We start from the raw sequence: 13,725 nt of genomic DNA on the forward strand, positions 1-13,725 counted from the left end.
AGCTTATGATCATTTCGGCTGTCGACGTCGACGACCTGTCCGCCGGAGCTGCCCTGCTCGGCTCCGGCGGCGGAGGTGATACGACCACTCTGGCAGACCTGCTGCGACACACCCTCACCCAGTACGGCCCCGTCAGGCTGATCGATCCCACGCAGTTGCCTGCTGAGGCGTTGGTCGTGCCCGTAGGAGCTGCAGGCTCCATCACTGTGATGCTGGAGCGGCTGCCCTCGGGCAGGGAATTCGTCCAAGCCGTTCACCAGATCGGCCACCATCTCGAGACTCAAGTAGCCGCCGTGCACGGCTTCGAAATCGGCGGAGCCAACGCCTTGGTCGCGGTGGCCGCCGCAGCGTGGACCGGGCTACCTCTGGTCGACGGTGACGGAATGGGACGAGCCTTCAACGGGATTGACCAAGTCACCTTCAACGCCGGCGGACTCAGCGCCACCCCTATCGCGCTGGCCGACCCCAGCGGTAATCAAATGCTGATCAGCTCCCAAGACAACAGTTCCGCCGAGAGGCTCCTGCGAGCCGCGATATCGGCCATGGGCGGTTGGGCGGCCAACGCGATCTACCCAATGCGAGCCAGCCAAGCCGCTGAGCACGCCATTACCGGCTCTTATAGCAAGGCCATTGCTCTTGGCCGCAAGCTCCGCGACGCCCAGCACCGCCCTCGCGCCCGCGTCGGCATGCTCACCGCATCTAGCGCCGACCTGCTTTTTTCCGGCACCATACTGGAAGTCTTACGCTACCTCCCCCCCCGCACCGGCGCCACTTTGTCAATCGAGCACCACAACGACCCTCGTCGCACCTTGCGGGTTGAGATGGCCGACGAATACCTCCTAACGATTGACGACGGCCAGGTCACCGCGTGCGTCCCCGATATCATCTGTCTTCTCGATACACGCACCTGGCAGTGCATTACCACCGAAGACGTTACGGCGGGGCGCCACGTCGACGTGATACGGCTACCCGCGCCCAGCCAATGGCGAACCTCCAGCGCCTACCACCTGGTTGCCCCGGCTTCATTCGGGCTACGATTGCTAGAACCCCTCTTGGGCCGCTCGACGGAAGACGTCTAGTCGTGACCGCGATCACCGCACGAGACCTCCTCAATGACCCCATCTTCACCGGCCATCAGGTGCTCGGTGGCGCAGATGGCCTGGACCATGTCGTCCGTGACGCTGCACTCGTTCATACCGAAGCCGACTTGAGCCAGCTGCCGCCTGCAGCGGTAGCGATCATCGACATCAATGACTCCGGCGGCGTGAGCAGCCAGCATCTGATCGAGAGCTTTTGCCGACGCCTTTACCAGCTCGGTGGCCGCATGCTGGTTGTGGTCGGCCGTCTCGAAGCCGTCAGCCTGGCCACCATCCGCCTGGCCAACCGCCTGGCATTGCCTGTCGTTGCGCTTCAGCTAGCTGCGGGACCTATTCGATCGGCTCCCGCAGTGGCCGCGCGCGTGCTGGCGATGACTCATAACCCCGACATCCTCTACGCCCGAGCTTTGCGCACCGCCGCCCCTAGGCTCGCCCGTGCCGACACCATCGACAGCATCCTCCACATCGTGGGCGGCATCCTCAATGCCCAGGCCGCTCTGGTTACAGCTGAGGGAACCATCATCGCCGGTCAATTGCACCGTGCGCGTCCCACAGACGTGACCCGCCACCCCGCCGCCGTTGTCGAGCGCGTGTCCGGCTACATTCTGGCTTCCTGCCCTGTCTTCGGCACTGACCACACTCTGTGGCTGGCCTGCGAGGCGTCCGAGGGCGGGCCAGTTTGGGATGAGGTAGCTCGCGCAACTCTGCAGACCGCTGTGCCTGCCGTCGCCGGGTGGTTTACCCGGGAGCGGCTCCGCGCCGAACGAGACAGCCGCCGCCTCCACAGTCTGCTCGCTGAGATTTTGCAGCTAGACCGCGCCCGTCGCGTACCTGAGCACGTTGCCAGCCAAGCGGCCACGGCCGGCATCACCTTGGACGGCTGGCATATGGGCATTCATGTGACCTGGCACGATGGCCGCATCCATAAAAACGCCGATGATGTGTCCACCGCCACACATCTCGAGCACATCCTGACTACCCAAGGAATCAAGGTTCCCGTTTTCACCCGGGCCGACGGTTGGTCGCTGTGGGTGACCAGCCCCGTTAAACCTGATTCCACCCGTATTCACCAACTGCTGACACGTCTGCGTCAATCCCTTACCATCCATAACGCTCGTAGCGGGGACTCTGACCAGTTGCTTATGGTGGGCGGAGTAGGCCAGCCCGCCATCGGCCCTAGCGCGATCGCTTCCTCTTTGACGCAAGCGCACCAGGCGGCAATCGCCGCCCGTTCCACGGGTCAACCCGGTGCCGTCGAGTACATCGGTGACCTGGGGCCTGAGCGTTTGCTCGCGAGCTGGTACACCGACCCAGCGTTTCGCGCCAATGCCCGGCAGATCCTCGGAAAGTTGTTAACCGCACCGGATTCCGAGGAGCTGAGAGAGACTCTACTCGTCTACCTGAACACCGGCTCGTCGGCTATCAAAACAGCTCAGCGCCTCGCCTTGCACCGCAATACCGTCAGCAAGCGCATCACCGCAATCGAGGAGCTCCTTGGAGAGCCCTTATCGGAACGTAACCGGATGGTCGTACACCTAGCCTGCTTAGCGCTCAAGACTGAAAACAGCGGCAGGGAACGACCACCGTCTGGATTTCAGATGACCAGCCTCCTGAGTTAAGGCTCATAGTGAGCCTCTTCTCATGCGAACCCGTCCCGGCGCCTCCCCTGCCGACCTTCGCGATCAGGTTGGAAAAGCCTCAGTGTGCGGTCCTTGAGCGTTCTGCTCGGGGCCGCGTATCGGGAGTATCCGCAAACAGATGAGAACCTGCGGCTGCGAAGTCACCGAAGACTCCGGCGCGATTCATTTCATTCAGCTCGCCATAAGACGCTGATCAAGGAAATCATCCAAAGCGGCCAGCTTGTCGCCGGCGGACAAGTGTACCAGCGGCAGGCCGTCGGCAGGGATGACGTCCGGATGGAACGTCTCTTCAATGTAGAAGACCGGGTTCCCCGAAATCATGATCACATATGACCGGCACGGGCTCAGGAGATTTTCGGCATCGGGCGCCCAGGCCTGCCGGCGCGCACCGTACTGAAGAATCTGCCGGCGCTGCTCAATCCCTCCGTCACGCAGAACCAATCCCAATGGAGTGGATCCACCGTGCACGACCTCATTGACGACTGGGTGATTAACCATCACCACTCTGTTGCTTGAGACGGCCGAACCGTCAGAGCGCACCAGTTGCGAGCGGCGCGCAATGGCGAACTGGCCTGCGGCGGGATGGAACTGAGCTCGCGCGACGGGCGGCAGTACGGCGATGGCGGGACGGCGGCGTTGAGAGATGACGCGAACATGGAGACGCTGGCCGAGCAGGTAGGTCAGAAAGCGCGTCGTTGAACCATCGTGAGCCAAGGCAAGGCGGGTAATCGGCCCAGGAGAAGAAGACGCAGCGGCTCGCTTCGCGAGCGTTTCGACGGACATGTATAGGAACACCTTTTCGGGACGGGTCGGCGTATCGACTGTCGGCTGCCGCATTCCGCCGTACCTAATTCATTGACGATGCTCTGTTGAGTGAACTCTTCTACTCCTTTCAGCCCACCTCCAGAGCGGCTCGGAAGCTGCACCCTGTTTCCGGATCCACTAGGAGCCCTCCACGCTGATCCAGCTGGACCAATCCCCCACGACCAGCACTTTGCGGCCCGAGGCGGCTGTTGGCACCACGGCTAAGTAGCAGCCCACCTTGCGGGTGGTGACCTCGTGATAGAAGCTCGCCCCGCCGCTCAGCGCCCGCATATCAGGGTCAGAGAATTTGGCGTAAACTCCTGGTGCTTGTGAGGTGAAGGCCTCCTCCTGCGTGCGGCAGATCCAGCTCACCGCCCCCCCGTCGACGGTGCGCAGGCTGTAGACACCGGGCAGCGCACGGGAACGCAGCTGCATGCTCCACCGCCCGTTCACGGCAGCGCGCTCGCCGTTCTCCTCTTCGACGCGCTCGCTGGTGTTGCGGCCCGTGGCGAACAGCTTCCGGTGAGACTTGCCCCAGGTCGAGATGTAACGGGCATAGGCCTGCGCCAGCGACCGCGGAGAGATCAGCAAAGTGCCCCGGGAGCTCTCACCGACCGCGTCGGCCAGTCCGTCGACGCCCACGGCTAGATCAGGCAGCCGGCGCATGTCCTGCGATGAGGTGTAGGTGCCCGACACCACCCGCCACTCACCGGGATGGCGCTCGGAGAAGACCAGGTGGATGCTCCCGTGGGAGCCACGGGGGGTGTCGGCCGCCAGGAACCAGCGTGGCTGCCCGGGGACGGGCCGCGGGATGAAGAAGCGGGTCCGGGCGACCGCTGTCGGTGGCTTGCGCGGCCGCTTGTCGATCTCGGCGATGCGGTACTGCGCACGACTCATCTGCAGACCGGCCCCCGCCTCGGCCTGCTCGATGCCCTTTCCGCCGCGACGCGAGATCTCCCTCAGAAGGCGGTAGTAGCGGGCATGAACGGTGGCGGCCTCCTTTTGGATCAAGGCCGGCTGCGCGGCGACCTCAGGCAGCGGGCTCTGCTGAGCAGCGCGCGGTGCCGCACCCGTGTCGGCGGCTTTCGGCGGTGCGGGTCTGATGGCAGCCACGGGAGACGTCGCGCAGGCCGTGATCAGCAGCGCCGCGCTGCTGATCACGACCGCTGCGGTCCGGGGATGGAGCATGTCTCTCCTCGAGAGGATGGAAGGCGGCGAAGACAACGAAGGCCTCTGACGGCGACGCGTCCGCTACGCGCGGGAAGAACGGGCGGATACCGTCCAGGCCGCAGCCCAGGACGCCACACATCGCATGGTGGCGACCGCCGCCTGGACCGCCTGCTCCCGGCCGGCCGGATCAGGCAGAGCGGCCTCGGTGACTTCGGCGAAGCGCTTCCAGCTCACCGGGCCGCTGTCGCTGAAGAACCCCGTAGGCGCGCCGGGAAGGATCTCAGCAACCCGTTCGCAGGTTTTCCGACCACCGAACACGCTGCCGAGCAGCGTGAACGTCACCCCCAACGCCTGCGGCAGTGACAGGATCGGCGGGATGCTGCACCGAGGCAGCGCGGCGCACTCGGCGTCGCTCACACCGACGGCGGCCAGGTCCTTGCGCAGCGAGGCAAGACGGCACACCCCCGCCAGGTCGACGCCCAGCGGCCTCCACAGCGGGCTCGCCGCAGCCAACGCGGCCTCCACCGGCTGGTGGACGCCGTACAGGCACATCAGCGCGTCGCGGTATCCGTCGACATCGCGCACATCGCGCAAGGCGTGCAGCTGATGAGCCTCCTCGGAGTGCACCGCGAGGACCGCCTCCCAGATCTGGCGGATGACGTGGCTGGAGAAACCGGCCGGAGCGGCAGAGGCGGGAGAGGAAACGGTCACGAGGGGCTCCTGAACGAAAGGGGGCTGACGGGCAGCTGTGAGGTGGGATTGCGGGAATGGCGGCGCCGGTTCGGCGCAGACGGCGACGCAATCGGGCCGGTGAGCCAGCGGACCATCACCTGCTCGGTCCACTGGGGCTGCAGCCGCAGGATCAGTGCCTGCAGCGCTTGCTCGGCGTCGGCTGAACCGCAGGTGACGATGTCGGCCCGCACGAGTCGGCATGAGGGCCAGGTGTGCACGATGGCGTGGGAAGAGGCCGACCACGCCAGCACGGCAATGCCCGGGGGAAGCGCCTGCTGAGCGTTCTCGGCGGCGGGTGCTCCCGCGCGGCACAGCGCCTCATGCAGCGCATCGGCCAACAGCGCCGCGTCACCCAGCACGGTCTCGGCCACTCCGTGCAGGGCGGCCAGCACATGGAGACTGCCGGCATGCGACGACCTGCTGGGGCGCAGCGGTGTGATCACATCATCGGACATGGACACCCCTTTCGAGGCAACGACCGTGGGATAAGGCATGCGGCCGCTCAACGGCGCATGGCCGCAGGAACGGCGGAGCGCAGCGACGGCGCGTGGAAGCGGTCCAGGTCGTGCAGCAACGCCGAGGCCGCGGTGTCCAGCTGAGGGTGGCAGCCGCAACCGGAGGAAGGCCCCTTCACCGGCAGCAGCTCATGAGCAGCGTCGGTCACCTCGGCCAGCGCTTGGCGCACCGCCAGCAGGGTCGCGCGAGGGATCGCGATCATCTCGGTCGGGTCGCCGTTGACGGGCCGGGCAACACGCAGCGTGCCCTCCCGGCTCAGCAGGCTACGCAGCAGCGCCATCACGGCCGTCACCACCGCGAGGGCAAGCACCGCGGCGAACACCGACAGGTAGCCGGCCATCGGCTCGTCCAGCGGCCTGGCGAATACGGGGTGTTCCACCATGACAGCGGCTCCCGCCACGCCGACGGCTCCACCGGCCTGCCGCGCGGTCATGCTCGCCCCCACCGCGGTGGCGTACTGCGCCGGATCCGCGGCCAGAGCACTGAGGGTGGAGCAGCCGGTAGCCAGGCAGCCCAGACCTACCCCGCAGATCACCGAGGCGACCAGAGTCGCCCAGGACGGCGCCGCCGGGCCAAGGATCCCGGCCAGGGCCGATCCGTCCCAGGAGACGAAACCGTCGGCCACCACCAGCACCCCGGCCACCGCTATCAGGCTGCCACCGGCGTAGATGATCACATTCATCCCGCAGCGCTGCCCGATTGCCCCGGCCAGCCAGCCGGTGATCATCACCGCCGCCGACATCGGCACCAGCACCATGCCGCCGCTCAGGCCGCTGTAGCCCCACTCCCGCAAGTACATCGGCGCCCAGGCCAGCACCGTGAACGAGATCAGGCCGTACAGCAGCGACAGCCCCCAGCCCCAGCTGAATCCGCGCCGTCGCCATAAGGCGATGTCGATCGCCGGCACCGGGTGCCGCCGTGCACGCACCAGCACACCGGCCAGCGCACCGGCTCCACCGCCTATGCATCCCAGCAACGCCGGGGAGGCCCATCCCCACTCCTGCCCCTTGGAGATCGCCAGCACCAGCGCGGCCACGCTCACCGCGAGCAGACCCACCCCGGCCATATCCGGCAGCGCTGTCGTACGACCTGTGCCGCGCGGCAGCCGGGCGGCCGCCAGCACCAGCGCCACACCAATCACCACGCTGGGCAGGAACAGAGCTCTCCAGCCGAAGGTGGCGATCCAGCCTCCGGCCGCGTGCATCGCCACCGCGCCGAGCCCCCCGCCCGCCGACCAGGTCGCGATCGCCCGCCCCCGCCGCTCGACCGGCAGGTCACTCAGCAGCACGCCCAGCGACGCCGGCACCATCGCCGCCGCCCCCAGACCCTGAAGCGCCCGCGCAGCCAGCAACACCCCCCAACCGGGTGCAAGCACCACAGCACACGCCGCCACGGCGAAACCAGCCGCGCCGAGCGCCAGCAGCGTACGGCGACCGATCACATCAGCCAGCCGTCCAGCGACCGTCAGCGACGCGGAGAACGCGGCGAAATACGTGGTGGAGACCCACTGCACCGATGAGGCAGACGCCGCGAACCCGGCATCGGCCCGCAGCAGCGGCAAGCCGAACGAGGCAGCCACGACATCGGCCATGGTGATCGCCATGACCCCCGCGCACATCATGAGCAGCAGCCGCGGCCGCGGCGCGCGACCCACAGCGGACGGCGCATGCCGGGGCCGGGCTGCGCGGGATCTGGTGCTGGTAGCGGCCATTGAGGCACTCCAAGGAGACGAGAAGGTGCTGTGGGGCGGTGACGCCGGGACCGGTGGGGAGAAAACCCGGAAGGCAGGGACGAGCGTCGACCACACGATGTGCCGGTCAGGAGGGTCTCTGCCGGCGGCGGGCGGGGGTCATCCTGTGTGGACACGTGCCGCCGGCAGAGGCCGCCCCGACCGGTCGTCAGGAAGCGCGACCCAACTCCGCCGTATCCGAAGCGGCAGCAGATGCGCCGACGTTGCGCAGGGCCAGATGCCGGGCGCCGTCCGGGCTCAGCTGCCGAGCGTGGGCGTCGTACAACGCCGTGACGGCGGCGGCAGCTGACGTCACGTGCCGCCCGCACAGCTCCAACACCTGCTGCTCCAGCGTCACGCTGTGGCGTAGCAACATGCCGACCAGAGGATCGGCTGAGGCACGCTCCAGGTCCGCCAGTTCCCGGGCCCGAGCCGGCCAGCGCAGATGCGCGGCTTCAACCTCTTCGACAACAGCGGTCAAGACCTCCTCCATGGAGGCGGCCGGGAACGCCGCGAGGTAACTCTCGGCGGCCGCGACCGCTGTGGCCACCGTGCGCACGCAGTCGCTCAACCCGCCGACGCTGATCCGCAGCGTCTGGATCCGATGAGTGAGGTTGGCGGCGCTCCAGCCCAGCACCAGCAGTCCGGCCCGGTCGGTGCTGACCTCCCAGCCCACCAGGCGCAGCTCGCGAAGCAGGGTGTGGGTGGCCAGCCAGTCGGCCTGATCGTCCTGGTGTACGCGTACCCGCACTCCTCCGACGTCGAGAGGAGAGATACCGATCGAGGCGGCAGGGATCACGCGCGCTCCGATGCGCTGGATCACCCGGGTCATATCCGCGGCCATATGTGGTGCCTCCGTTGCGAAGTGCGACAAACGGGCCACCCGGAAGGAGTCTTACAGCACTCTTGACTCTTGGAGTGACTCTATTGTCAGAAGAGTGATCGAGAGTGTAGACAGTGAGAATTGACAACGTCAGTAAGCAAACGTGACAAGCCAAGTCTTGTTATCAAGTTGTGACAAACGGCGATGGGAGAGAAAGGTGATCATGAAGCTATCCGTGTTTCACCTGGTGAAGCAGGGAACCCGGCGCCCAAAGGTGGCCTTCAACAGGCTCACCACCCCTGAGACACCGTCATCTCAACGCTCCGACAACACCACCACACCTGCGAGCGACACGCCGAACCCCGCCGTTGATAGTGCAATGCCATCCGCGATGCGCCATGATTCGCCCATGGCCGGTGCACCACGCGGCCGCGCCCAGCGCGGCAACGGACCTCGCATCTCGAACCCTGAGAAGCGAACCGCGATCTCGATGAACTTCCGGGTCGACCTCGAGGTCGATCGGCTGGCTCGCCAAGGCGCGACACTTCACAACATCAGCGTGTCCGCGTACTACCGCCAGCTCGTCCGGAACGACGTTGTCGATGAGAAAGGCCGGCCCGCCTGGACACCCGAACCTCCCAACGTCACCCCCGGCGGATCCAACGCGGTCTTCCAGGTCGACGCGGAGATCTACCGCAAGGCTTCCACCGCCGCGGATTGCCTCGGCATCAGCGTGGCGGAGTACTACCGCCAACTCGTCCGACGCGACCAAGTCACCAGCGTGTGTTGCGACGCGGCGGCGTGACACCCCATGAGCACATCCTGCAGGAGGCCGAAACGCTAGCCCCATAAATGCGAAACGCCCCGGGAAATCCGGGGCGGCCGCATAACAACTCTTCCGCTGAAACCTCGCTCACCGGGCGCCAACCTTGCTGCGAGTGTTTCACCGTCAACCCGCTGGCTGTGCGGGCGTTCTCGTCGTCCGGTCTGGCTGACCGGCATCGAGCGCTTGGCATGCCAGCAGGTCGCTGTGTCATGCCTGGGGGAAGCATAACCCACGAACACGGGTTGAGCCATGCATTGCCCGATTCGGGCGCGCCGATGCATACGCGCGGCGATCAGCTCATCCCACTCCAGACCGCTTGGATCTCGGCACAGGAGACATCCACCGCCGCAGGTCACAGCCACCATGCCGACAGTGCAGACGCACCGTGGGCCGCCCAGCATGCCCTCGCCGCAGAAACCTGGGCCCGCCTCACCCCCCTGATCGCCCAATCCTCCCGCCTGCGGCTCTCCCCCGACGGCGGCGCCACCTTCCCCGGCGGCCGACACAGCCGGCAACTGACCCCCCGCCGCCCCGCGCTTCCAGCCGTGCCCGCCACCGTCTCGGTCTACCACCCCGACCTCGGCGAGGGACGACTGCTCGTGGCCGACCTCGACGTCAGCCGAGCCCTCCGTCTCGGCCTGACCCGCCCCCACGCCATCGCGAGAGTCGAAGCCGAAGCCGAAGCGATCACCGACCTCATCACCCGCTGCGGAGGCCGCGCCATCTGCGACGTCTCCCCCAGCGGCGGCCGCCACATCTACATCCGCTTCGCCCGAGCCCTGCCCTGGACCGAACTCCGCCGCCTCACCCTCGCCCTGGCCCGACGCTTTCCCACCCTCGACCCCTCCCCCATGTCCTCGGTCTCCGGGCAGATCCGCCCACCAGGAGCCCCCCACAAAATCACCGCCGGCCACCTGACCGGCTACATGCGCCTGACCATCCCCCTCGACGACGCCGAAGCGATCCTGCGCCGCCCGAACGGCCCAGCCGTCTGGACCGCCCTCACCCAAGAGCTGACGGCCGAGCTCGCCGCCCTCACCACACCGCCCAACCGCACCGGCACGAACAGTCCCGCCGACACCGGCGGCAACGGTGACCTCCCCGGCCCCGGCCCCCTCGGCGCCGGTGACGGCCGTACCTGCCCGCACTGCGACACGCTTCTGGAGATCCCCCTCGACCGCCACGGCCGCCCCTGGCTCCCCCGCCTCGGTGGCCGCCGCCCCCTGCCCGCCGCACTGGAGAACCTGGCCCGTACCGGCGACTGGCGGGCCCGCGGCACAACCTCGGCCTCAGAGGCCCGGCTCGGCCTGCTCAACTCCATCGCCGCCGCGGGATGGACCTACGACCAAGCCGTCACGCAGATGCGACAAGGCCCCTGGGCCGGACTCCCCGTGCTCCTGGAAAGCCGCCGCCTGAGCTACCGGATGACGCGCCTGGCGGCCGACTGGCAAAAAGCCGTCACCGGCGTGGCCTGGAACAGGCATGCCCGCAACTGCAACACAAGCGTGAGAAGACCTTCCACACCCCCCGCCCCCTCCGTGGATGGGGTTGATTGGGTGCAGGGACGAGGTCTTCAAAGAACTGGTCTTTACAATGTAGATTCAAATGGTTCGGAGTTCAGTCCTTCAGGCACCGTCCCTGCACCGGATCTCCGCGACGCCAACCTCTGGTCCATCCGCACCGCCACATGGGAAGAAGCCGACAACCGGGCACTGGAGCACTGGCAGCAGATCCGGCAGTGGCGGACCTGCGTATGGCTCGCCGAGCGCGACACCGAGCGGGTACGAAGCTGGGGCCGGGCCGCGGCGTCGATCCGCCTGCTCCTGCGAGCGATCGCCGTGGCGGCCCGGATGGACGGCTCGGTGACCCCGGCATTCGGCTGTCGCTCCCTATCGGAGATGACCGGCCTGGACTACACCGTCGTCTCCCGCCACCTGCGACGGCTCCGAGAAGAAGACGACCCGCTCATCGACCTCGTCGAGGCCGCCTCCGGCCGCCGCGCCGACCGCTACGCCCTCCGCGTTCCGGAGGCCTACCGTGCCCAGGCTCGGTGGATCCGCTGGCCGGCTGGCCCCATCGATGCTCTCCACCCGGCTCTGCACGCCCTAGGGGCCGTCGCCGCGCTGGTGTACGAAGAACTCAGCACCGCCGAGACCGGAGCGGCCGAGCTTGCCCGCCTGGCCCTGCTGTCGCCCAGCGCCGTCGCCGAGGCATTGCGGACACTGGCGGCGTATCAGCTGGCAGTCCGAAGCCGATCAGGGTGGACCAGAGGTGAGCGTCCCTTGAGAGACGCCGCCGTCGAACTCGGAGCGGATGTCACGAAGAAGGAGCGGCACGTCCGCTATCGCGCACACCGTCAAGCATGGTGGGACCTATTGGAGGCATGGCAGCTACCGCCGATGGACCGCCCCATCCACCTGCGAGCCCGAGCCGAGACTAGGAAGCATGTCGTGCTCGACTCCACCACCGCAGAGGAGCTTGGAAAGATCCCGTGGCCACAGCACTCCATGTTGGGAGATGATTCCAGCGAAGCGTTCGACCCCTACGAGCGAGCCCCAGCACTGGCCGTGGCCTCGGCCATCCCGTCAGCGAGGTCTTCTTCGGCTGACGCGACCGGATCACGGATCACCGTCTCTCTCGTCGGTGAAGCATCCACGCTATTCACGCCGCCTGCCCGGGAAGATCCCATATACAGCCCCCCTGACTCGCACTACGGTCCGCTGCCTCGCCCTTCGCCACCAAGGAATCACTCCATGCCCTAGCTTCGTCATCCGATGGCAAGGCCCGACGAAGGAGGGCCGCGGCAGTTTCCTGAGTCAACCTAGGTGGGGTTCATGCGTAGGTTGCTCCTGTTCAGGTACGCATTGGGCAGCCAAGTATTCCGGTGGCAAGGTGACCCGGACCGCAGCGAGCGCCAGCGAGTGAGGACCGGAAGCGCCGCGGCAGCCTCTTACGCGGTATTCGCGCGGTGCCGGGCGTGGTGAACGGCGGGGTCGTAGGGCGTGCCGTCACGGAAGCAGGCGAACATGATCCGTAGCCAGCCACGGCCAAGGATGCGAACGGTCTGGGGGTGCCGCTTGCCCCGATCCCGGGCGCGTTGGTAGAGGTTGGCGGCCCATGGATCGTCGTGCCGGCTGTTGTCTGCGAAGGTATGGAGCGCTTTGCGGGCGGCCCGGTTGGCGGCGTGCCGGAATCCAACGGTGTGCACCTTGCCGCTGGCTCTGGTGACAGGGGCCATGCCGACCTCGGCGGTGAGCTGCTCGGCGGTCAGCCCGCGTTCCAGCATCGGGCCGACTTCACCGACGATCTGGGCCAGGTTGACGATCCCGACCCGGGGCAGGGCCTGGAACAGGTCGGCATAGGGGTGGTCCCGCAGGACCTGTTTGATGGTCGCTTCCAGGGTCTTGATGGCCTGCACGATCGCGCGGACTTGGCTGGTCTGGATGTTGACCAGTGTGGTGACGATCTCGGGGCTGATCCGGCTGGCGGCCGCCGGCGCGGATCGCAGCCGTTGGAGGAGTTCGGCACCGCTCTTGCCGCCGCTGTAACCCTGTCGGCGCAGGAAGGTGTCCAGTTTGGCCGGGGTGAGCGTGGCCGCTGCCTGAGGGGTGGGGAACCGGTCCAAGAACGCCAGGGAGATGTCTGAATCGATGCTCTTGAACAACCGGGTCGCGCCGGGCCAGTGCGCTTCCAGCAGCGCGCGGAGCTGGTTGGTCAAGCTGGTGCGGGTGGCAACCAGATCACTGCGCTGCCGAGACAGTGCCTGAAGCTCCAGCGTCTTGGGTTCGGTTGGGGCGAGGGTCCGCAGGAACTGACCGTCCGTGCGAACCAGGTCGGCGAGCATGAAGCTGTCGGCGCTGTCGGTCTTGGCTCGGGAGGCTCCCCACCTGGGCCGCATCGCGGTGAACATGCCCGGGTGGATGGGCACGATCGGGTGTCCGGCCGCCAGCAGCCGATCGACGACCAGGCCCTTGCTGGTCTCGATCGCCACCCTCAACTCCGCAGGGTCGCCGTAGTCGGCCAGGCGCCGCAGCGTTGAGGTGATCCCGGCCTCGGTGTGCTGGAGCGTCCAACGGGCGGCTTTCGCGCCTTGCGCGTCGAGTACCGTCACCGAGTGCGTCTGGCCGCCCCAGTCCCAACCCACCGTGTGCAATGTGTGTCCTTCCGGTTGGAGTCAACACCTCTGATCACGGAGAGGACGCCTGCCGGAAGCTCATTACTGCGGCCCTCGTGGGGCGATTCCCTGATGCCGGTCCAACGCCCTCGTCCCGACGGTGCCGGCAAACTGTCGCAAGCCGTCCAGCGGCTGACCGATCGCGGGCCGTACACCGCCGGGCCGAGAGGTGACGATTCCAACGGAACCGCACGACCCATGTTCCCCTAATGAG

Annotated in this window: 11 protein-coding genes; 4 read left to right on the forward strand and 7 right to left on the reverse strand. The window is 67.0% G+C overall.

Annotated elements, in window-relative coordinates; all coding sequences use genetic code 11:
* Positions 1–5: 5 nt before the first annotated feature.
* Positions 6–1,079 carry a DUF917 domain-containing protein gene (locus tag AB0D67_RS30750; RefSeq protein WP_362943798.1) on the forward strand — a complete coding sequence of 358 codons (1,074 nt, stop codon included), beginning with the start codon at positions 6–8 and terminating at the stop codon, positions 1,077–1,079.
* A 2-nt stretch (positions 1,080–1,081) separates the two neighbouring features.
* Entirely contained in the window at positions 1,082–2,716 is a 1,635-nt protein-coding gene (locus AB0D67_RS30755) for a helix-turn-helix domain-containing protein (protein WP_362943801.1), read from the forward strand.
* Positions 2,717–2,908: 192 nt separating this feature from the next.
* Here the strand turns inward: AB0D67_RS30755 and AB0D67_RS30760 are convergent, their stop codons facing one another.
* The 6 genes from AB0D67_RS30760 to AB0D67_RS30785 all read right to left on the reverse strand — a co-directional run bounded on the left by AB0D67_RS30760 (position 2,909) and on the right by AB0D67_RS30785 (position 8,520).
* Positions 2,909–3,520, reverse strand: coding sequence for a chorismate pyruvate-lyase family protein (locus AB0D67_RS30760; RefSeq protein ID WP_362943804.1), 612 nt, complete (start codon positions 3,518–3,520; stop codon positions 2,909–2,911).
* 159 nt (positions 3,521–3,679) lie between these two features.
* On the reverse strand, positions 3,680–4,729 hold the full coding sequence (locus AB0D67_RS30765; RefSeq protein ID WP_362943807.1) for a hypothetical protein: 1,050 nt from the start codon (positions 4,727–4,729) through the stop codon (positions 3,680–3,682).
* A 63-nt stretch (positions 4,730–4,792) separates the two neighbouring features.
* Positions 4,793–5,422 carry a biliverdin-producing heme oxygenase gene (locus AB0D67_RS30770; RefSeq protein WP_362943810.1) on the reverse strand — a complete coding sequence of 210 codons (630 nt, stop codon included), beginning with the start codon at positions 5,420–5,422 and terminating at the stop codon, positions 4,793–4,795.
* Positions 5,419–5,898 carry an S-adenosylmethionine decarboxylase gene (locus tag AB0D67_RS30775; RefSeq protein ID WP_362943813.1) on the reverse strand — a complete coding sequence of 160 codons (480 nt, stop codon included), beginning with the start codon at positions 5,896–5,898 and terminating at the stop codon, positions 5,419–5,421. The genes AB0D67_RS30770 and AB0D67_RS30775 overlap by 4 nt, the downstream gene beginning before the upstream one ends.
* A gap of 47 nt (positions 5,899–5,945) precedes the next feature.
* Positions 5,946–7,562, reverse strand: a complete 1,617-nt coding sequence (locus AB0D67_RS30780; protein ID WP_362943816.1) for an MFS transporter — start codon at positions 7,560–7,562, stop codon at positions 5,946–5,948.
* Between the two features lie 295 nt (positions 7,563–7,857).
* Positions 7,858–8,520, reverse strand: a complete 663-nt coding sequence (locus AB0D67_RS30785; protein WP_362943819.1) for a hypothetical protein — start codon at positions 8,518–8,520, stop codon at positions 7,858–7,860.
* A gap of 208 nt (positions 8,521–8,728) precedes the next feature.
* On the opposite strand from AB0D67_RS30785, the gene AB0D67_RS30790 reads away from it, so the two are divergent.
* Both AB0D67_RS30790 and AB0D67_RS30795 read left to right on the forward strand, forming a co-directional pair.
* Positions 8,729–9,316 (forward strand): hypothetical protein, encoded by a 588-nt coding sequence (locus AB0D67_RS30790; RefSeq protein ID WP_362943822.1) that lies wholly within the window; start codon positions 8,729–8,731, stop codon positions 9,314–9,316.
* Positions 9,317–9,579: 263 nt separating this feature from the next.
* Positions 9,580–12,099: a hypothetical protein gene (locus tag AB0D67_RS30795; protein ID WP_362943825.1), complete on the forward strand. Its 2,520-nt coding sequence runs from the start codon at positions 9,580–9,582 to the stop codon at positions 12,097–12,099.
* Between the two features lie 188 nt (positions 12,100–12,287).
* On the opposite strand, the gene AB0D67_RS30800 is transcribed toward AB0D67_RS30795, so the two are convergent.
* Entirely contained in the window at positions 12,288–13,481 is a 1,194-nt protein-coding gene (locus tag AB0D67_RS30800; RefSeq protein WP_362943828.1) for an IS110 family transposase, read from the reverse strand.
* Positions 13,482–13,725: the final 244 nt, after the last annotated feature.

Origin of the sequence: Streptosporangium sp. NPDC048047, assembly GCF_040653115.1 — a bacterium.
Classification (GTDB): Bacteria; Actinomycetota; Actinomycetes; order Streptosporangiales; family Streptosporangiaceae; genus Streptosporangium.